Annotated in this window: 12 protein-coding genes and 5 pseudogenes; 7 read left to right on the forward strand and 10 right to left on the reverse strand. The window is 68.7% G+C overall.

Going from position 1 to position 19,482, the window contains the following annotated elements:
- Positions 1-681 precede the first annotated feature (681 nt).
- Complete coding sequence (locus ABS735_RS00005) at positions 682-1,605, forward strand: alpha/beta hydrolase (RefSeq protein ID WP_373906622.1); 924 nt, start codon at positions 682-684, stop codon at positions 1,603-1,605.
- 218 nt (positions 1,606-1,823) lie between these two features.
- Positions 1,824-3,206: an MFS transporter gene (locus ABS735_RS00010; protein ID WP_373906621.1), complete on the forward strand. Its 1,383-nt coding sequence runs from the start codon at positions 1,824-1,826 to the stop codon at positions 3,204-3,206.
- Between the two features lie 23 nt (positions 3,207-3,229).
- Here ABS735_RS00010 and ABS735_RS00015 read toward each other — a convergent pair whose 3' ends face one another.
- The gene (locus ABS735_RS00015) at positions 3,230-3,973 is read right to left on the reverse strand and encodes a nitroreductase (RefSeq protein WP_373906620.1); all 744 of its coding nucleotides are present in this window, start codon (positions 3,971-3,973) and stop codon (positions 3,230-3,232) included.
- 183 nt (positions 3,974-4,156) lie between these two features.
- On the opposite strand from ABS735_RS00015, the gene ABS735_RS00020 reads away from it, so the two are divergent.
- Complete coding sequence (locus ABS735_RS00020; protein ID WP_373906619.1) at positions 4,157-5,500, forward strand: MFS transporter; 1,344 nt, start codon at positions 4,157-4,159, stop codon at positions 5,498-5,500.
- A gap of 107 nt (positions 5,501-5,607) precedes the next feature.
- Here the strand turns inward: ABS735_RS00020 and ABS735_RS00025 are convergent, their stop codons facing one another.
- The 4 genes from ABS735_RS00025 to ABS735_RS00040 are packed head-to-tail and all read right to left on the reverse strand — an operon-like array spanning position 5,608 to position 10,334.
- Positions 5,608-6,498, reverse strand: a complete 891-nt coding sequence (locus tag ABS735_RS00025) for an HpcH/HpaI aldolase/citrate lyase family protein (protein ID WP_373906618.1) — start codon at positions 6,496-6,498, stop codon at positions 5,608-5,610.
- Positions 6,499-6,535: 37 nt separating this feature from the next.
- Complete coding sequence (locus tag ABS735_RS00030; protein ID WP_373906617.1) at positions 6,536-7,327, reverse strand: enoyl-CoA hydratase/isomerase family protein; 792 nt, start codon at positions 7,325-7,327, stop codon at positions 6,536-6,538.
- A gap of 54 nt (positions 7,328-7,381) precedes the next feature.
- Positions 7,382-8,560 carry an acyl-CoA dehydrogenase family protein gene (locus tag ABS735_RS00035; RefSeq protein WP_373906616.1) on the reverse strand — a complete coding sequence of 393 codons (1,179 nt, stop codon included), beginning with the start codon at positions 8,558-8,560 and terminating at the stop codon, positions 7,382-7,384.
- Entirely contained in the window at positions 8,544-10,334 is a 1,791-nt protein-coding gene (locus ABS735_RS00040; RefSeq protein WP_373906615.1) for a CoA-transferase, read from the reverse strand. The genes ABS735_RS00035 and ABS735_RS00040 overlap by 17 nt, the downstream gene beginning before the upstream one ends.
- Positions 10,335-10,540: 206 nt before the next feature.
- Here ABS735_RS00040 and ABS735_RS00045 point away from each other — a divergent pair, with 206 nt between their 5' ends.
- Together ABS735_RS00045 and ABS735_RS00050 are read left to right on the forward strand one after the other, a co-directional pair.
- Positions 10,541-11,722, forward strand: coding sequence for a CaiB/BaiF CoA transferase family protein (locus tag ABS735_RS00045; RefSeq protein WP_373906614.1), 1,182 nt, complete (start codon positions 10,541-10,543; stop codon positions 11,720-11,722).
- 147 nt (positions 11,723-11,869) lie between these two features.
- A pseudogene (locus ABS735_RS00050) lies at positions 11,870-12,735 on the forward strand (helix-turn-helix domain-containing protein).
- Positions 12,736-12,741: 6 nt separating this feature from the next.
- Here the strand turns inward: ABS735_RS00050 and ABS735_RS00055 are convergent.
- From ABS735_RS00055 to ABS735_RS00075, 5 genes and pseudogenes are all read right to left on the reverse strand, one after another.
- Positions 12,742-12,885: a hypothetical protein gene (locus ABS735_RS00055; RefSeq protein ID WP_476755820.1), complete on the reverse strand. Its 144-nt coding sequence runs from the start codon at positions 12,883-12,885 to the stop codon at positions 12,742-12,744.
- A 48-nt stretch (positions 12,886-12,933) separates the two neighbouring features.
- Positions 12,934-13,092 (reverse strand): annotated as a pseudogene (locus ABS735_RS00060) (hypothetical protein); the annotation flags it as partial.
- A 35-nt stretch (positions 13,093-13,127) separates the two neighbouring features.
- Positions 13,128-14,531 (reverse strand): annotated as a pseudogene (locus tag ABS735_RS00065) ((Fe-S)-binding protein); the annotation flags it as partial.
- Positions 14,531-14,986: pseudogene (locus ABS735_RS00070) on the reverse strand ((Fe-S)-binding protein); the annotation flags it as partial. The pseudogenes ABS735_RS00065 and ABS735_RS00070, both read right to left, overlap by 1 nt.
- 303 nt (positions 14,987-15,289) lie before the next feature.
- Positions 15,290-16,482, reverse strand: a pseudogene (locus ABS735_RS00075) (4Fe-4S dicluster domain-containing protein); the annotation flags it as partial.
- 435 nt (positions 16,483-16,917) lie between these two features.
- Between ABS735_RS00075 and dnaK the strand changes: the two are divergent.
- Positions 16,918-18,780, forward strand: coding sequence for a molecular chaperone DnaK (dnaK, locus tag ABS735_RS00080; RefSeq protein WP_373904869.1), 1,863 nt, complete (start codon positions 16,918-16,920; stop codon positions 18,778-18,780).
- The gene (gene grpE, locus ABS735_RS00085; RefSeq protein WP_373904870.1) at positions 18,777-19,454 is read left to right on the forward strand and encodes a nucleotide exchange factor GrpE; all 678 of its coding nucleotides are present in this window, start codon (positions 18,777-18,779) and stop codon (positions 19,452-19,454) included. The genes dnaK and grpE overlap by 4 nt, the downstream gene beginning before the upstream one ends.
- Positions 19,455-19,482 lie beyond the last annotated feature (28 nt).

The raw sequence follows: 19,482 nt of genomic DNA on the forward strand, positions 1-19,482 counted from the left end.
CTCCAACGGCGCCTCTCGGGCCCGGTGGCACCACCCCCCAGGTCATCGGTCCGACAGGGGGGACCAGCCATGCCGGGCCCGGAGGCCAGCGGCCCTCTTGCAGGACCGCGAAGAACATAACGGGGGGGCGGCATCAGACGCACGCAGGGGCGCCGGAGGCCGACACGTGGGCGACGGTCACGGCACTTGGCACCCCCAGGGCGAGCTGAGCTCCGCTGGGGGCCTTGGCCCCCGATGCGGGACGCCACGACGGTCCGGGCGATCGCCGAGCCGTCGGACCCCTAAGAGGAACGCTGAGGCTCTGACGCTCCCCCGCCGCCACCCGGCCCGTCCACGTGGCGGCCCGTCCGAGGACCGCTTCCCACGGGCGCCCGTGCCCCGGGGGTGCGGCTCGTACGGGAACGGGAGGGCCGTTTCGCCCGTGCCGCGTACCGACCGGCCGCCCCATGGTCGAGTGGCTGATCGACTCGTGGCGCTGGGCGAGGTCCTGTCGCGAAGCCCGAGGGGCTGATGTCACTCCTCATGGGGGGCCCGATCTGGCCCTGGTTAGCCGGCTCGATCGGTGGAATTGTCCAGTATGTGGATGTGCGTGCGCAGGTCCGGCACGCGCCACCGGGTCACGACCCGCCCCGGCCGCACAGGACCGTCGCCCCACGGCGACGCATACGGCAAGGAGCAGCCATGGAATCCGTCCGGTTCAAGAACCGCACCTGGGACGTCGCGGCAGATCTGCGGCTCCCCAAGGACTTCGACGCGACGAAGAAGTATCCCGCGATCATCTGCGCCCACCCGATCAGCAGCTGCAAGGAGCAGACCGCCGGCAGCATCTATGCCGAACGGCTCACCGAGCAGGGATATGTCACCCTCGCGTTCGACGCCTCCCACCAGGGTGAGAGTGGCGGTGAACCGAAGCACCTCGAGGACCCGCCGACGCGAGTGGAGGACTTCCGCTGCGCCGTGGACTACCTGATGACCCTCGACTACGTCGACGAGGACCGCGTCGGCTGCCTCGGCGTCTGCGGCGGCGGGGGCTACGCCGCCGCCGCCACGATGACGGAGCACCGGATCAAGGCGCTGGTCACCGTCGTCGGCGCGAACTACGGCCGGCTCATGCGCGAGGGCAACCTGACCGCCAACGCCGCCGTCGAGACACTCGAGGCGATCGGGAAGCAGCGGACGGCCGAAGCCCGCGGTGCCGACCCGGCGATCACGACCTACATCCCCAACTCCCAGGAAGAACGGGAGCAGGCGGGTGTCAGCGACATCGATATCGTGCAGGCCGTCGACTACTACAAGACCCCTCGCGGAGCGAACCCCAACTCCCCGAACAAACTGCGCTTCTCCGGTCTCGCCGCCGCGGTGGGCTGGGACGCGTTCCACCTGGCGGAGGTACTGCTGACGCAGCCGCTCCAGGTCATCGTCGGCGACGTGCCGGGCAGCTTCGGCTCGTACCGGGACGGTTTCGAACTCTTCGACCGGGCCCGGTCCGCGAAGAAGGACATCCATGTCGTCAAGGGCGCCAGCCACTACGACCTGTACGACCAGCCCGACGCCGTCAACGAGGCATTCGAGAAGATCACACCCTTCTTCAAGGACAACCTCTGACCTGCGGCTGACCTGCGACGCCATCCTCTGACGTACGCCCGCCGCTCCCGGGGCGGTCACGCCACTCACGTCGGCGTGGCCGCCCCGGCCGCGCAACCGGTCACCAGGCGGTCTCGGCGCGCAGCACGTGGTCTCGCGAACGGACATCTCGACTAGATATTTTTTATATGATACTTCTCACGGGAAGCCGCCGCTCGGCCGTACGGAAGGACCTTCCCGTGTCACACCCGCTCAGTGCGCCCGGATCCGCCTCCCCGCCACCCCCGGCCCCCAAGAGGATCGGCCCGGCAGTAGTCATCGGCACCACGCTCGAATGGTTCGACTTCTACCTCTACGCCTCCATGGCGGCGCTGGTGTTCGGGCGGGTCTTCTTTCCTTCGGGGGACTCCTCCCTGAGCACCCTGGCCGCCTTCGCCACCTTCGCGGTCGGGTTCCTCGCCCGCCCTCTCGGCGGAGTCCTCTTCGGTGTTCTCGGCGACCGGATCGGCCGCAAGGCGGTGCTGTCCCTGAGCCTGCTGATCATGGGCCTCGCCTCTGGCCTCATCGGACTGCTGCCCTCCTACGACGCGATCGGCATCGCCGCTCCCGTGCTCCTCGTGATCCTGCGCGTCCTGCAGGGCTTCGGGGCCAGCGCCGAACTGGGCAGCGCCATCACGGTCGCCTACGAGCACGCCGACGACAGGACCAGGGGGCGTTATGCGGCGTTGCCCGCGCTGGGCGCTCAGATAGGTCTGCTCGCGGCCTCGTTGGCGGTCACCGCCGTCACGAGCTTCGGTGACGACTTCCTCTACACCTGGGGGTGGCGCATCCCGTTCGTCGCGTCTTTCGCCATCGTCGGTGTGGGCCTCTGGATCCGCCGAGCCATGCCGGAGACCCCCGAGTTCGAGCGCGTGACGAAGGACGCGCGGGAACGCAGGACGCTCCAACTGCTGCGCGACCTCATGAAGTCCGACTGGCGCGGACTGGCGGTCGTCGCGGCCGTCTACGGCGGGTACGCGGCGATCTCCTACACCTTCAAGACGTTCTCGCTGTCCTACCTCACCGAATTCCAGGGCGTGGCCGCCAACGTGGGGTCCTTCGGGATCACCCTCGCCAGCGCCCTCGCGATCATCACGGTGCCGGTCATCGGCCGGCTCTGCGACCGGATCGACGTACGATTCGCGATCATGGGCGGGGCGGGCGGCGTCATCCTGCTCGCGTGCCCCATGTTCTGGGTCCTCGACACCGGGCGGCCCGCCTACATCTGGGCCCTGCTGATGCTGACGACGGGAGTCCTCGCACCCGTCCTCATCGTCGCGGCGAGCCCCTTCATGGCGCGTCAGTTCCCCACCGCGGTCCGTGCGTCGGGGCTCGGCACCGGGCGTGAGATCAGCGGTGCCATGGCCGGCGGATTCGCTCCGATCGCGGCTCTGGCCATGGTGACCGTGTCTCCCAGCCACGCGACCTGGGGGGTCTCCCTGCTGATCGTGGCCGCCGCGCTCCTCGTCGTCCTCGGTGCGTCCTTCGATCAGCGGCGCCGCGTCGACGCCCGGTCCCGCCCGCTCTGCGAGGGCAGGGCGGAGTCAACCGTCGGGGCAAGCCCCATGACGGGTGCGGGCTGAGGCGTGCCGTCGCCGATCCGTGTTCACGAGCCGCACACGACCACCGTGTCACTCACGTCCGCGCGTGTGGTGCGGAACCGGTTGACCGGGTGCGAGGTGTCGGCGTAACCGAAGGAGACGGCGCACACGACCAGCCGGTCCGACGGGATGCGGAGGTACTCGCGGACATGGTCCGAGTGCATGGCGATCGCCGCCTGCGGGATGGTCGCGACGCCCAGCGACGACGCGGCGTTGATGAGGTTCGCGACGTAGCCGCCGCAGTCCACCGCACCGTACACACCCTGGTCGCGGTCGGTGGTGACGACCGCGACATGCGGAGCGCCGAAGAAGTCGAAGTTCTTCAGGCGCTGCTCCTCACGAGCCTCCCAGTCCTCTCGCGCGATCCCCAGACTGGCGTAGAGCGCGTACCCCGCCCCGCGCCGGCGTTCCTTGTAGACACCGTGGTACTCCGCGGGCATCTCGAAGTCGGACACCTGGTCGTGGGTGCGCGCATGCGCGCTCAGGCCGGCGGCGAACCGCCGAGTCGCCTCCCCCTTCGTCAGCCAGACCCGCCACGGCTGGGTGTTGCACCAGGAAGCCGTCCGTTGGGCGATCGCGAACATCTCCGCCATGACGTCTTCGGGGACCTGGTCCGGGAGGTAGGCGCGGCAGCTCCACCGTTCGCCGAGGAGCCGCCCGAAGCCGCCCGGCACCGCGGCTTCGGGCGGCCGACCCGCGCGATGGCCCACGTTGGGGAACTCTCCCTGGACGGCTTCTGACGTGCTCACAGGATGTCCTCCGCGACTACGACGGTGAAATCGAACGTGCCAACACTCTAGACACATTAAATTTTATATACAATCCTGCGCTCGGTTGCCCCTGTCCGTCGCGGCAGGTGACGGCACGACTCCGCATGGCGATATCCGCCGGACAACACACACCTGCCCACGCTGATGCAGAACGAGGAACACATGAGCACGAAAGCAAGCACTCCGGTGGCCACCGCGCCGGTGGCCACCACGCGTCAAGGCCGCGTCCTCTTCGCCTCCGTCGCCGCTCAGTCCATCGAGTACTACGACTTCCTGATCTACGGCACGGCTGCTTCGCTGGTCCTCAACAATCTCTTCTTTCCGTCCGGAAACAGTCTGGCCAGCACTCTCGCCACGTTCGCCACGTTCGCGGTCGGGTTCGCCGGCCGGCCGATCGGCGCCGCGCTCTTCGGTCACTTCGGTGACAAGTTCGGTCGCAAGCCCGCCCTGCTGACAGCCATGCTGATGATGGCCGTGTCCTCGACGCTCATCGGCCTGCTGCCGACCTACGGGGCCATCGGCGCAGGGGCCCCGGTCCTGCTGGTCCTGCTCCGCATCGCCCAGGGGATCTCGGTGGGCGGGCACTTCGGCGGTGCCACCCTGCTGGCACTGGAGAGCGCTCCGTCGAACCGGCGCGGCCTCTTCGGCGCGCTGCCCCAGATCGGAGTGGCCATCGGCATGATCACCGGCACCCTCGTCTTCCTGCTCGTCAGCGGCCTCACCACGGACGATCAGTTCTCGTCCTGGGGATGGCGGCTGCCGTTCCTGCTCAGCGTCGTGATGTTCCCGGTCGCCTACTTCGTGCACCGCTACGTCGAGGACACACCGGAGTTCCACCAGGCCGAGGCCAAGGCGTCGACGCGCAAGGACTCCGCGCCCCGGTCGTCCGTGCTGGAGGTGCTGCGCCGACCCAAGCAGCTCCTGCTGGTCGCCTTCACCTTCCTGCCGGCCACGATCTCCTTCTACGGCATCATCACGGGCCTGCTCCACTACGCGACCGAGGAGCTGGACGTCTCCAAGGACACGATGCTGACGGTGGAGATGCTCTCGATGCTGGCGTTCACGGCAGGCACGATCGGGTTCGCGTGGCTGTCCGACCTGGTGGACCGCCGTAAGGTCTACGCGGGCAGTGCCCTCTTCTTCGGTGTGTGGGCCTTCGCCATGTTCCCGCTGATGGAGACCCGCAGCTTCCCTCTGATGCTCGTCGGCGCGTCCGTCGGACTGTTCGCCTGCGGAGGCATGTTCGGGCCCGGTACCGCGCTGCTGGCCGAGGCGTTCCCGGCCGGCATGCGCTACTCCGGCTCCTCCCTCGGCAACCAGCTCGCCAACATCCTCGGGGCCGGCCTGGCTCCGTTCATCATGGTCGCGCTGCTGGCGGCGACGGACACGACGGTGTCGGTGTCGGTCTACATGGCGGCGTCCTGTGTCATCAGTCTGTGCGCCGTGGCCATGCTGAAGGTGCCGACGAGCGCGTCCGGTGAGGAGCCGAGCCGAGACCGGGACTAGCGACGAAGCCCCGGCGACGCGTTCGTTGCCGTACGTCGTGAGACTGCCCGTGGCGACCTGGTCGCCACGGGCAGTCTCACGACGGTTGGGCAAACGGCCGTCGTCCGTCAGTTCCCGGCGAGGGCGTCGGCAAGGTCGATCACGCCCTGCGCCGTCTTCGCGTGCGCCAGGTCGATGTGCTGCCCCTCGAAGTCGACCGCGGCACTCCCCCGCGCCTCGGCCTCACGGAACGCGGCGATCATCCGCCGGTAGTGGTCCACCTTCTCGGCGGAAGGCGTGAACACCTCGTTGGCCACGGCCACGTGCGACGGATGGATGACCACCAGACCCCGGTAACCGAGACGACGGTTGTCCTCCGCGAAGCGCCGGCACCCGTCGAGGTCGGCCATGTCCTGCCACACCCCGCTCACCGGGTGGTGCAGACCGGCCGCGCGGGCGGCCAGGACGATCCTGCTGCGCAGATACAGGGTCTCCAGGCCCTCGGGGGTGAACTCGAAACCGAGTTCCCGGCCGACGTCGGCATTGGGACCGGTCGCCCCGAGCAGGCTGGAGATCCGGGGACTGGCCGCCGCGATCTCCTCGCAGTGCGCCATCGACACCGCGGTCTCGAAGCTGACGATCAGGCCGATCGAACCCGCCTCGAGCCCTTCTCGCTCCTCGATGTGCGAGACGATGGCGTCGATGCGGACGATCTCCTCGGCGGTGAACACCTTGGGCAGGAACAGACCACTCAGGCCGGCCGTCACGACCTGCTCCACATCGGCGCCGAACAGGCCGCTGTCGACGCTGTTGGGCCGCACCCAGACATCGGCTCGGACGCCCTCGGTCCGAAGCCGGTCGACGGTCTCGCGGACCGTCTTCCTGGCATCGGCCTTGTCCGCGGCCGGAACCGAGTCCTCCAGGTCGAGAATGATCGCGTCGGTGCCCGAGGCGACGGCCTTGGCGGCCCAACTGGGCTTGTGACCCGGCACGAACAGCATGGACCGGTAGGGCTTCATCGGAAAACCTCCTTGGTAGGGGTGAACAGGAGCCTGATCAGAAGTTCGGCCTGCGGCGCTCCCGGTGCGACGCGAGCCCCTCACGCACCTCGGGGCCGCCGAAGCCGTAGAACTCCAGGGCGAGCGAGGAATCGAAGATGGCCCCGGCGACCTGCCGGTACCAGTTGTTCAGCGACTGCTTGGTCCAGCGGATCGCCGACGGTGCGCCCAACGCGAGCTCGTGGGCGACCTCGCGCGCGGTGGGCAGGAGGTCCTCCTCCTCCGTGCACAGCGACACCAGCCCGATCCGCTCCGCCTCCTCACCGGTCAGCGGGCGGCACGTCATCAGGTAGTACTTGGCCTTCGCCATGCCGCACAGCAGCGGCCAGCACACGGCCGCGTGGTCCCCCGCGGCGACGCCGAGCCTCGTGTGCCCGTCGATGATCTTCGCCGTACGGCTCACCACCGACACGTCGGCCAGTACGCCGGCCACGAGGCCGGCGCCGACGGCGGGGCCGTGCATCGCCGAGACGATCGGCTTCGAGCAGTCGATGACGTTGTAGACCAGGTCGCGCGCCTCACGCATGGTGCGGGTACGGGTCTCGAAGTCGTTGGTCAGCTTCTCCACCAGATCGAAGGACCCGCCGGCGGAGAAGCCTTTGCCCTCGCCTCGCAGGAGCACGGCCTTCACCGCGGGGTCCTTGTCGAACTCCCGCCAGATCTCGGCGAGGTCCGCGTGGGCCTCCTCGCTCACCGCGTTCAGTTTGGGGGCGTCGAGCACCAGCTCGATCACCCCGGCCTCGTCCGGCCCGTCCACACGCAGGTGGGGGAAGCGTGCGTAGCGGCTCATCGCTGTCCTTTCCGTTCACGTTCTTCTGTGTGCGGGCGCCCGGGGTCCCGGGGATCAGGCGCCGGAGGCGCGCTCTCGACGCATGAGTTCGCGTCCGATGATCAGCTTCTGGATCTCGCTGGTGCCCTCGTACAGCCGCAGGAGCCGCGCGTCCCGGTAGATCCGCTCCACCGCGACCTCCCTCATGTAACCGCTGCCGCCGTGCACCTGGACGGCGAGGTCGGCGGCGCGTCCGGCCGACTCGGTGCAGAACAGCTTCGCGGCCGACGGTGCGATACGGCGGTCGGAACCGTCGAGGTAGTGGCGCGCCGCGTCCCGGGCCAGCGCCTTGCTCGCCATCACGAGCGACTGCTGTTCGGCGAGCATGGCCTGGACGAGCTGTCGGTCACCGGTCGGCACGCCGCCCTGCAGGTTCTGCGCCGAGTACCGGACCGACTCGTCCAGCGCTCGCTCCGCCAGGCCCGCCGCCAGGGCCGAGATGTGCACCCGGCCGCGGGCCAGGACGGTCATGGCGGCCCGGAACCCTGTCTCCACCTCGCCGCTGATCAGCGCGTCGGAACCGACCCGTACGTCGTCGAAGTAGACGTCCGCGGTGGTGGCGCCCTCCTGGCCCATCTTGCGGTCCTTCGGCCCCACGGTCAGGCCCTTGGTGCCGGCCGGTACCAGGAAGACCGCTATCCTGCCCTCGGCCTCGGTGCCCTTGACGCGGGCGAAGGTCACGAAGAGGTCCGCCAGCGGCGCGTTGGTGATGAACCGCTTCCCGCCACTGATCGACCAGCCCTCGCCCGTCCAGGTCGCGGTGGTCCGCATCCCGGACGGGTCGGATCCCGCCTCCGGCTCGGTCAGCGCGAACGACGCCAGGCACGCGCCCTGCGCCATCGGCTCCAGCCACCGCTTCTTCTGCGCGTCGGTACCGAATCCGGCGATCACCTGTCCGGCGATGCCGTTGTTGGTGCCGAACAGCGAGCGGAAGGCCAGCGCCGTGTAGCCGAACTCGAAGGCCAGCTCGACGTCCTGGGTGATGACCAGTCCGAGACCGCCGAACTCCTGCGGCAGCGCGTACCCGAACAGGCCCATCGCGGCGGCCTTCTGCCGCAGATCGTCCGGGATGGCGTCGGCGTCGGCGATCTCGCGCTCCCGGGGGACCACCTCCTCCCGCACGAACTCCCTCACCTGGGCGCGGATCTCCGCGAAGTCTTCCGCGCTCACGCTCTCTTCAACGGGTGTGGACATCGGCCTTCCTTTCCTTCTCCGAGTGCAGCTGTGCCGGGGTGGTGTGCGCGCGGGAACGGCCCAGGAACAATCCCTCGGGGTCGTAGGAGCGCAGCTCCTCGACGTCGGCCGCGGTGACCGGACGGAGTTCTTCGAGGTCCGGGCTGACGACCAGGTCCCATCCGCACTGCTCGCGGACGCGGGCGACCCGCTCCGCCAACGGCTCCGGCCCCGGGGCCACGTGGGTGAGGACCAGGTCCCCGTCCTGCATCGTCAGCGTCCCGAGATCCGTCACGACGGCGCGAACGCGGCCACCGGGACTGGTCACGTATCCGCACTTCTCGACGAAACGCCGCCGGCTCATCGTCCCCACCACCAGCACCTCGTTGGCATTGGTGATGACGTCGTTCCCGCCGCCCGATCCGACCAGGTAGGGCCCGCCGTCGATCTTGGTCGTGTTGATGTTGCCCCGGCGGTCGATCTGGGCCGAGCCGACGCAGGCGATCGAGTGGAAGAACGAACCGTTGACCAGGTTCCCGAGCACCTGCTCCGTGTCGAGGAGCATGGACGACGACGGGAAGTTGTGGAAGCTGAAGATGAAGGGGTCGCCGGGCGTGGGACTGTAGTCCCACAGTCCCAGTTCGGCCGCGAGGGCGACGCGGTGGCCGTCCTTCTTCGCCTGCTCGACCCCGACCCAGGCCGCCAGGTTCGCCAGCCCCGCCCCGGCCAGCACGGTGTCCGCCGAGGTCTCGGCGATCCGCCGGTTCACGAGGTCGGCCAGCCACACCGCCGCCCGTTCGGCCGCGGTGGGCGGCCCCGAGTGCTTGGCCCCGGCGGCCACGGGCGGCGGAGGCCCCTCGGCGGCCCGTACCAGCCCCTGCAGCCGCTCGGTGCCGAGCTTCGCCAGGTACGCCTCGTGGTCGGCCGGCTCCAGGATCCACTCCCGCAGCCAGTCGTCGAAGTCCTCTCCCCTGCTCGCCTCGCGGGCGGCGACCCAGAAGGGGATGTCCTCCAGATACCCCTGTACGGGCAGCCTGGTCCCGGGGGTGCCGGGGAAGACACCGCCCGGGTGCGCGCCGAAGGGCGCCTCGACCACGGCCAGCACCCGGTGGGCCGGGATGCGGACCAGGGACGACCAGGGTCGCAGGTCGTCCACGACCTTCTCGACCGTCGCGATCACGCCCCGGCGTGAGGCGAGCGCTCCCACCACACCTTCGAACATGGGTGGGGCGATGGCGAGGTTCCCCTGCCGGTCCGCCACGGCTGCGTGCAGCAGGGTCACGTCCGGCACGAGCGGCGCCACCAGGCCGACCCGGCCGAAGGCGGTGTCCACCTCCTGGTACGTGTCGTTCTCCGTCATCGACGAATCGCGCACGGAGCCCGTCACGACCGCGGGAACGCCCGTGGCCGCCGCCCGAAGCCGCTGGATGTAGGTGAGGAAGGACCAGTTCTCGACCTCCACGGCTCCCGAGGCGTAGGCCTCCTGGAACACCGGGTTGGGGGTGAAGACCGGAAAGGAGTCACCGGAGTAGACGGTGACGACCTTCTTCAGGCATCCGGCACGGAAGAGCACGGCCCCGAGCGAGGACAGGCTCGCCATGATCAACGTGAATCCGGAGGGCTTCTCCCAGTGCTGACGGGCGAGTTCCCGCACCAGGGCGCTCCAGCGGCTGTGTCCCATCATGACGTGTACGGCGTCACCCGGGTGTACGTAGCGGGAGATCGCCTCGTCGAGCCGACAGAGATCGACGGCCCCGGAGGGCTCCGGCTCCTCGGGTGTGGCAGCGGTCGCCATGGACGGACTCCCTCTTGTCTCAGCCTGACTTTCAAATAAAATATATTTATCACAGGCCATAGGCAAGGGGACCCAGGCCACATCCCACCCTGCACGCAGCACGGCCCACCACGCGAAGCCGCGGGGGTCAACCCTTGACATCTGCGCGAAATATATTTTACATAATCCCACCAGCTGGCGACCGTCACAACGGAGCGAGGTCACCAATGCAGCACAAGCCGCTCAACGGCATCCGGATCCTGGAGTTCGGGGGATACATCTCGGCACCCTACGCCAGCTCACTCATGTGCGCGCTGGGCGCGGAGGTGGTGAAGGTCGAGAGGCCAGGCACCGGCGAGGACTTCCGGCGCCACAAGAACGACCGCAGCCCGTACTTCATCCAGTACAACGCCGGCAAGCGCAGTCTCGCGGTTGACCTCAAGGATCCGAGGGGCGTCGAGCTCGTCAAGACGCTCGTCCCCCGCTTCGACGTGGTGCTCGAGAACATGCGCGCCGGGAAGCTCGCCGCCCTCGGGCTGAGCCGGGAGGAGTGCGCCGAGCTTCGCCCCGATCTCGTGTACGCCTCCGTCACCGGTTTCGGCAACGGCGGCCCGCTGGCACGACGGCCGGCCTACGACACCATGGGGCAGGCGTTCGGCGGCCTGTACTCCCTGCTGAGCGATGCCGGGTCCGCACAGCTGTCCGGCACCATCCTGGCGGACCTGATCACCGGCCTGTCCACCGCCACCGGTGTGCTCGCGGCCCTGGTCGGCCGCAACGCCACCGGCGCCGGCCAGCACATGGAGACCTCGGTCATGGAGGCGGCCAGCACACTCATCGCCGACGCCATCAGCCAGTACTTCGAAGACGGCGCGCAGGACCCCAGCCGGCAGAGCCGCCACCCGCAGGCACAGAACTTCTGTCTGAAGACCGCCTCCGGCGAGGACATAGCCATACACCTGTCCTCCTCCCAGAAGTTCTGGCACTGCCTGCTCGACGCGCTGAACCGACCCGACCTGGCCGAGGACCCGCGGTTCGCCGCCTACCCGGAACGCGAGCGCAACTACTTCGAGCTCGTCGAGATCGTGAAGGCGGAGTTCCTCACCAGGCCGGCCGACGAATGGGAGAAGCGGCTCACCGACGCCGACGTCCCCTTCGCGCCGGTGCTCACCATGTCGGGGTTCATCCAGCACCCCCAGACCGAGTGGCTCGAGCTCGTGGAAGCGGAGGACAACGGCGTGTCGCTGCTGCGTCCGCCCTGGCGGTTCGAGGGAACCCGACCCGACCGCGGCGGCGTCGCACCTCGCGTCGGCCAGCACACCCGCGAGGTGGCCGGTGAGGTGTACGACGACGCGCACGTGGAGGAGCTGCTCGCCGAGGGGATTCTCTTCGCCGATTCCCACTCCTGAGGAGCACCGGCCCGGTGCCGCCCTCCGGCGTACGCCGGAGGGCGGAGTTATGCTGTGAGCACTCTGTGCGATCGGATCCCCGATCGACCCCAAAACCTCTCGGGGCTCTCGGAGACACCGCGACCCACCATCCTGCGAGACTGTTCCATGAGCACCACCAGCCGGCCCTCCACCGAAATCGGCGACTTCCTGAGGGCTCGCCGGGCAGCACTCAGTCCCCGGGCCGTCGGGCTGCCGGAGACCGGCGGTAACAGACGGGTCGAAGGGCTCCGCCGGGAGGAGGTCGCCCACCTCGCCTCGATCAGCACCGACTACTACACGCGTCTGGAGCAGGGACGCCGTCAGGCGCCGGCGGCACTCTTGAACGTTCTGGCAGAAGTGCTGCGGCTCAACGACGACGAACGCGCCTATCTGCACGAGCTTGCCGACGGGGCACCGACGCCGGCCCGGACCGCGCAGCGCAGGTCGTGCAGCCCCAGCTGCGGCGAGTGCTGGACGGCCTCACCACCGTGCCGGCCCTGGTACTGGGCCGGTACATGGACGTTCTCGCCTGGAATCCACTGGCCACCGTGCTGCTCACCGATTTCTCCCGGCTTCCGGACGAGCGGCGAAACTACGCCTGGCTGCTGTTCCGTGATCCGGTGCTCCGGGCACTCCACCCGGACTTCGAGCGTGTGGGCCCCGTCTGTGTGGCGATGCTCCGCATGGAGGCCGGCCGTCGTCCTGAGGACCTGCGCATGCAGCGTCTGGTCGGCGAACTGTGCCGGACGGACGAAACTTTCCGCCGCTGGTGGAGCGAACATCACGTCGCCGTCGGCGCCAACGGCACCAAGGTACTGCGCCACCCCGTGGTCGGGGACCTCACCCTCGACTGGGACGCCCTCACCTGCGCCCACGACCCCACCCAGCGGCTCGTCGTCTGGACCGCCGAACCCGGCACGCCGACCCACGACCGACTGGGTCTCCTGGCCGAGCTGGCCGCGGAGGCGACCTCTCGGCCCCCGCGGCTCTGAGGTCGGCTACGGAAGCCTCTCGGGTGTCTTGACGGAGTCGAGCAGGAGCTGGGCGACGTCGACGACCTGGACGGACTCCTTGGGCTTGACGCCCGCGGCGGAGCCGCTGTCGGATTCGGCCTTCTTGCCGTTGACGGAGTCGGTGAGCATCACCAGGCAGAACGGGCAGGCCGTGGAGACGATGTCCGGGTTGACGGACAGGGCCTCGTCGACGCGCTCGTTGTTGATGCGCTTGCCGATCCGCTCCGCTTGCCCTCGTCGACGAGGTGCTGGAGCAGCTGGGTGTGGTGGACGACCTCGTAGTCGCCGCCGAGCTGCGGGTACTCGTTGCCGAGGGTGTTGAGGCAGTGCGGGCAGGTGGCGACGATCTTCTTGGCCGACCTGGGCTTGCGGGACTCGTCGGTGACCTTGCCGTCGTCGTCCATCTCCTCGCCGAAGGCGGCGTTGAGGGACATGACGTTCTCCATGCCGAGTTCCTGGAACAGGGGCTCGTTGCCGAGGCGGCGGGCGGAGTCACCGGTGCACTTCTCGTCGCCGCCCATGATCGCGAACTTGACGCCCGCGATGTGGAGCAGCTCGGCGAAGGCCTTGGTGGTCTTCTTGGCGCGGTCCTCCAGGGCGCCGGCGCAGCCGACCCAGTACAGGTACTCGACCTCGGTGAGGTCCTCGATGTCCTTGCCGACGACCGGGACCTCGAAGTCCAGCTCCTTGAGCCACTCCAGGCGCTGCTTCTTGGCCAGGCCCCAGGGGTTGCCCTTCTTCTCCAGGTTCTTGAGCATCGTGCCCGCCTCGGACGGGAACGCCGACTCGATCATGACCTGGTAGCGGCGCATGTCGACGATGTGGTCGACGTGCTCGATGTGCTTGCCCTCGTCGACGAGGTGCTGGAGCAGCTGGGTGTGGTGGACGACCTCGTAGTCGCCGCCGAGCTGCGGGTACTCGTTGCCGAGGGTGTTGAGGCAGTGCGGGCAGGTGGCGACGATCTTCTTCGCCGACCTGGGCTTGCGGGACTCGTCGGTGACCTTGCCGTCGTCGTCCATCTCCTCGCCGAAGGCGGCGTTGAGGGACATGACGTTCTCCATGCCGAGTTCCTGGAAGAGGGGCTCGTTGCCGAGGCGGCGGGCGGAGTCGCCGGTGCACTTCTCGTCGCCGCCCATGATCGCGAACTTGACGCCCGCGATGTGGAGGAGCTCGGCGAAGGCCTTGGTGGTCTTCTTGGCGCGGTCCTCCAGGGCACCGGCGCAGCCGACCCAGTACAGGTACTCGACCTCGGTGAGGTCCTCGATGTCCTTGCCGACGACCGGGACCTCGAAGTCCAGCTCCTTGAGCCACTCCAGGCGCTGCTTCTTCGCCAGGCCCCAGGGGTTGCCCTTCTTCTCCAGGTTCTTGAGCATCGTGCCCGCCTCGGACGGGAACGCCGACTCGATCATGACCTGGTAGCGGCGCATGTCGACGATGTGGTCGACGTGCTCGATGTCGACCGGGCACTGCTCGACGCAGGCGCCACAGGTGGTGCAGGACCACAGGACGTCCGGGTCGATGACGCCGTTCTCCTCGAGGGTGCCGACCAGCGGGCGCTCGGCCTCGGCGAGGGCCGCGGCGGGCACGTCCTTGAGCTGCTCCTCGCTCGCCTTCTCCTCGCCCTCCATCGTCTTGCCGCCGCCGGCCAGCAGGTAGGGGGCCTTGGCGTGCGCGTGGTCGCGCAGGGACATGATCAGGAGCTTGGGGGAGAGCGGCTTGCCGGTGTTCCAGGCGGGGCACTGCGACTGGCAGCGGCCGCACTCGGTGCAGGTGGCTTCTTGCCGTTGACGGAGTCGGTGAGCATCACCAGGCAGAACGGGCAGGCCGTGGAGACGATGTCCGGGTTGACGGACAGGGCCTCGTCGACGCGCTCGTTGTTGATGCGCTTGCCGATCCGCTCCTCCATCCACATCCGCGCGCCGCCGGCGCCGCAGCAGAAGCCGCGTTCCTTGTGGCGGTGCATCTCCTCGTTGCGGACGCCCGGGACGGCGGCGATGATCTCGCGCGGCGGGGTGTAGATCTTGTTGTGGCGGCCCAGGTAGCAGGGGTCGTGGTAGGTGATGATGCCCTCGACCGGGGTGACCGGGAGGAGCTTGCCCTCGTCGACGAGGTGCTGGAGCAGCTGGGTGTGGTGGACGACCTCGTAGTCGCCGCCGAGCTGCGGGTACTCGTTGCCGAGGGTGTTGAGGCAGTGCGGGCAGGTGGCGACGATCTTCTTAGCAGGTAGGGGGCCTTGGCGTGCGCGTGGTCGCGCAGGGACATGATCAGGAGCTTGGGGGAGAGCGGCTTGCCGGTGTTCCAGGCGGGGCACTGCGACTGGCAGCGGCCGCACTCGGTGCAGGTGGAGAAGTCCAGCAGGCCCTTCCAGGAGAACTGCTCGACCTGGGAGACGCCGAAGACGTCGTCCTCGCCGGGGTCGGTGAAGTCGATCGGCTCGCCGCCCGAGGTCATCGGGAGCAGCGCGCCCAGCGCGGTGCCGCCCTTCGCGTCGCGCTTGAACCAGATGTTCGGGAAGGCCAGGAAGCGGTGCCAGGCCACNCCAGGTTCTTGAGCATCGTGCCCGCCTCGGACGGGAACGCCGACTCGATCATGACCTGGTAGCGGCGCATGTCGACGATGTGGTCGACGTGCTCGATGTCGACCGGGCACTGCTCGACGCAGGCGCCGCAGGTGGTGCAGGACCACAGGACGTCCGGGTCGATGACGCCGTTCTCCTCCAGCGTGCCGACCAGCGGGCGCTCCGTCTCCGGGCCCTTCTCCCCCGCGAGCAGGTAGGGGGCCTTGGCGTGCGCGTGGTCGCGCAGGGACATGATCAGGAGCTTGGGGGAGAGCGGCTTGCCGGTGTTCCAGGCGGGGCACTGCGACTGGCAGCGGCCGCACTCGGTGCAGGTGGNCGGGGTCGGTGAAGTCGATCGGCTCGCCGCCCGAGGTCATCGGGAGCAGCGCGCCCAGCGCGGTGCCGCCCTTCGCGTCGCGCTTGAACCAGATGTTCGGGAAGGCCAGGAAGCGGTGCCAGGCCACGCCCATGTCGGTCTTCAGGGCGACCGTGATCATCCAGATGAACGAGGTCGCGATCTTCAGGCCGGCGAAGAAGTAGACGAGGTTCTGGAGCGTCCCGAGGTCCACGTCCTGGAACGCGGAGACGACCGGGTACGAGATGAAGAACGACGCCTCGTAGCCGTCCACGTGGTGGAGGGCGCCCTCCAGCGCGTGCAGCATGAAGATGCAGACGCCGACGATCAGGATGACGGCCTCGACGAAGTACGCCTGGCCGAAGTTGGAACCGGCGAAGCGGGACTTGCGGCCCGGCTTGCGCGGGTGGGACAGCTGCCGGATGCCGATCAGTGCCAGGATGCCGATGACCGTCATGGTGCCGATGAACTCGACGAAGACGTTGTACGGCGCCCAGTCGCCGATGACCGGCAGGATCCAGTCGGCCTGGAAGAGCTGACCGACGGCGTTGACGATCGTCAGCAGCAGGGAGAAGAAGCCCACCGCGACGAACCAGTGCGCCACACCGACGATGCCCCAGCGGTTCATCCGGGTGTGGCCGAGGAACTCCCTCACCACGGTGACGGTGCGGTCCACGGGGTCGTTGGTCCGCGTTCCGGCCGGCACCGGCTGGCCCAGCCGCATGTAGTTGAAGATCTGCAGGACGGCGCGGCCGAACAGTGCGACGCCGACCACGATCAGGACCAGCGACACGATGATCGCGGCGAGTTGCATTTGGGGGCTCCTCGGGCCTGCGAGGTTACGAGGGGGCGGTATTACTAAGCGGTAACTTATTCAGTCCGTTTGAGACTACCCCCATCCTCCGCCGCACTGTAGTCGGACGTGCGGTGATCTGCGTCGCTGAGGCGACCCTGACCCCGCCGTGGCCCCTGCGGCGGGATCGGAGTGCCGCCGGGCCGCCGTCCGCCGCTCGCGCGAGGAGTCACCGGTGCCTCTCGGGGCAACCGGAGTCCCGGGTGGCGCGTCCTTCCGGTGGGTGATTTTTCCGGTTCGTCGGGCCGGTGGCGCCGAGAATGTGCAGGTCAGCGCGCCGTTGCGTGTAAGGAACGGATAAGAGTTGAGTCGGCCCGGCTCACCTCTGTTGACCGGTCGCCGGGCGTCATGCACACTTGAGCCTGTTCCACTCAAGTCAGCTGGAGGTTATTCACCATGGCACGTGCGGTCGGCATCGACCTGGGCACGACTAACTCCGTCGTCAGCGTTCTGGAGGGCGGCGAGCCCACCGTCATCACCAACGCCGAGGGCGCCAGGACCACGCCGTCCGTCGTCGCCTTCGCCAAGAACGGTGAGGTGCTCGTCGGCGAGGTCGCCAAGCGCCAGGCGGTCACCAACGTCGACAGGACCATCCGCTCGGTCAAGCGCCACATGGGCACCGACTGGAAGGTCAACCTGGACGGCAAGGACTTCAACCCTCAGCAGATCAGCGCCTTCGTGCTGCAGAAGCTGAAGCGGGACGCCGAGTCCTACCTGGGCGAGAAGGTGACCGACGCGGTCATCACCGTCCCGGCGTACTTCAACGACGCCGAGCGCCAGGCCACGAAGGAGGCCGGTGAGATCGCGGGCCTCAACGTCCTGCGCATCGTCAACGAGCCGACCGCCGCCGCGCTGGCGTACGGCCTGGACAAGGACGAGCAGGTCATCCTGGTCTTCGACCTCGGTGGCGGTACGTTCGACGTCTCGCTGCTGGAGATCGGCGACGGTGTCGTCGAGGTGAAGGCCACCAACGGTGACAACAACCTCGGTGGTGACGACTGGGACCAGCGCGTCGTCGACTACCTGGTCAAGCAGTTCCAGTCCGGCCACGGCGTGGACCTCGGCAAGGACAAGATGGCCCTCCAGCGCCTGCGCGAGGCCGCCGAGAAGGCCAAGATCGAGCTGTCCTCGTCCACCGAGACCACGATCAACCTCCCCTACATCACGGCGTCCGCCGAGGGCCCGCTGCACCTGGACGAGAAGCTCACCCGCGCCCAGTTCCAGCAGCTGACCTCCGACCTGCTGGAGCGCTGCAAGACGCCGTTCCACAACGTCATCAAGGACGCCGGCATCCAGCTGTCCGAGATCGACCACGTCGTTCTCGTCGGCGGCTCCACCCGTATGCCCGCCGTCGCCGAGCTCGTCAAGGAGCTGACCGGCGGCAAGGACGCCAACAAGGGTGTCAACCCGGACGAGGTCGTCGCCATCGGCGCCGCCCTGCAGGCCGGTGTCCTCAAGGGTGAGGTCAAGGACGTCCTGCTGCTCGACGTCACCCCGCTGTCCCTCGGCATCGAGACCAAGGGCGGCATCATGACCAAGCTGATCGAGCGGAACACGACGATCCCGACCAAGCGTTCGGAGATCTTCACCACCGCCGAGGACAACCAGCCCTCCGTGCAGATCCAGGTCTACCAGGGCGAGCGCGAGATCGCGGCGTACAACAAGAAGCTCGGGATGTTCGAGCTGACCGGTCTGCCGCCGGCGCCCCGCGGCGTCCCGCAGATCGAGGTCGCCTTCGACATCGACGCCAACGGCATCATGCACGTGACCGCGAAGGACCTGGGCACGGGCAAGGAGCAGAAGATGACCGTCACCGGCGGCTCCTCGCTGCCGAAGGACGAGGTCGACCGGATGCGCCAGGAGGCCGAGAAGTACGCGGAGGAGGACCACGCCCGCCGCGAGGCCGCCGAGTCCCGCAACCAGGGCGAGCAGCTCGTCTACCAGACGGAGAAGTTCCTCAAGGACAACGAGGACAAGGTCCCCGGCGAGGTGAAGACCGAGGTCGAGGGTGCCGTCGCCGAGCTGAAGGAGAAGCTCAAGGGCGAGGACACCGCCGAGATCCGCACCGCCACGGAGAAGGTCGCCGCCGTCTCGCAGAAGCTGGGCCAGGCCATGTACGCCGACGCCCAGGCCGCGCAGGCCGCCGGCGGCGAGGCCCCGGGTGCCGGTGCCGGTGCCGGTGCCGACGGCAAGGGTGCCGACGACGACGTCGTCGACGCCGAGATCGTGGACGACGAGCGCAAGGACGGTGCCGCGTGACGGAGGAGACCCCGGGTTTCGACGAGAAGCCCGACGTCCCCTCCGGCGCCACCCCTGACGACGCCGAGCCGCAGGCCGCCTCCGAAGAGGGGGCGGCCCCGGCCGGGGACGCGAGTGAGAACGCGGGCCTGGTGGCCCAGCTGGACCAGGTGCGCACCGCGCTGAACGAGCGCACCGCGGACCTCCAGCGGCTCCAGGCCGAGTACCAGAACTACCGTCGCCGGGTCGAACGGGACCGCGTCGCGGTCAAGGAGATCGCCGTCGCGAACCTCCTGTCCGAGCTGCTTCCCGTGCTCGACGACGTCGGGCGCGCCCGGGAGCACGGCGAACTGGTCGGCGGCTTCAAGTCCGTCGCGGAGTCGCTGGAGACCACGGTCGCCAAGCTGGGCCTCCAGCAGTTCGGCAAGGAGGGCGAGCCCTTCGACCCGACGATCCACGAGGCCCTGATGCACTCCTACGCACCGGACGTCACCGAGACGACGTGCGTGGCGATCCTGCAGCCCGGGTACCGGATCGGCGAACGCACCATCCGCCCCGCGCGGGTGGCGGTCGCCGAGCCGCAGCCGGGCGCCCAGACGGTCAAACCGGCCGAGGCCGGCTCCGAGGCGCAGGACGGCTCCGACGCGGAGGACAACGCCGGGACCAAGGAGAGCGGTGGCCCGGACGAGGGCTGAGCTCGAAGTGACGAGCAGGGCACGAGAG

Origin of the sequence: Streptomyces sp. MMCC 100, assembly GCF_041538145.2 — a bacterium.
Classification (GTDB): domain Bacteria; phylum Actinomycetota; class Actinomycetes; order Streptomycetales; family Streptomycetaceae; genus Streptomyces.

Bases quoted from the DNA above. Each gene is read 5' to 3' on its own strand.
- ABS735_RS00040 (WP_373906615.1), bottom strand. From the start codon at position 10,334: ATGGCGACCGCTGCCACACCCGAGGAGCCGGAGCCCTCCGGGGCCGTC.
- ABS735_RS00025 (WP_373906618.1), bottom strand. From the start codon at position 6,498: ATGAAGCCCTACCGGTCCATGCTGTTCGTGCCGGGTCACAAGCCCAGT.
- ABS735_RS00055 (WP_476755820.1), bottom strand. From the start codon at position 12,885: ATGCTCACCGACTCCGTCAACGGCAAGAAGGCCGAATCCGACAGCGGC.
- dnaK (WP_373904869.1), top strand. From the start codon at position 16,918: ATGGCACGTGCGGTCGGCATCGACCTGGGCACGACTAACTCCGTCGTC.
- ABS735_RS00020 (WP_373906619.1), top strand. From the start codon at position 4,157: ATGAGCACGAAAGCAAGCACTCCGGTGGCCACCGCGCCGGTGGCCACC.
- ABS735_RS00030 (WP_373906617.1), bottom strand. From the start codon at position 7,327: ATGAGCCGCTACGCACGCTTCCCCCACCTGCGTGTGGACGGGCCGGAC.
- ABS735_RS00035 (WP_373906616.1), bottom strand. From the start codon at position 8,560: ATGTCCACACCCGTTGAAGAGAGCGTGAGCGCGGAAGACTTCGCGGAG.
- ABS735_RS00005 (WP_373906622.1), top strand. From the start codon at position 682: ATGGAATCCGTCCGGTTCAAGAACCGCACCTGGGACGTCGCGGCAGAT.
- ABS735_RS00045 (WP_373906614.1), top strand. From the start codon at position 10,541: ATGCAGCACAAGCCGCTCAACGGCATCCGGATCCTGGAGTTCGGGGGA.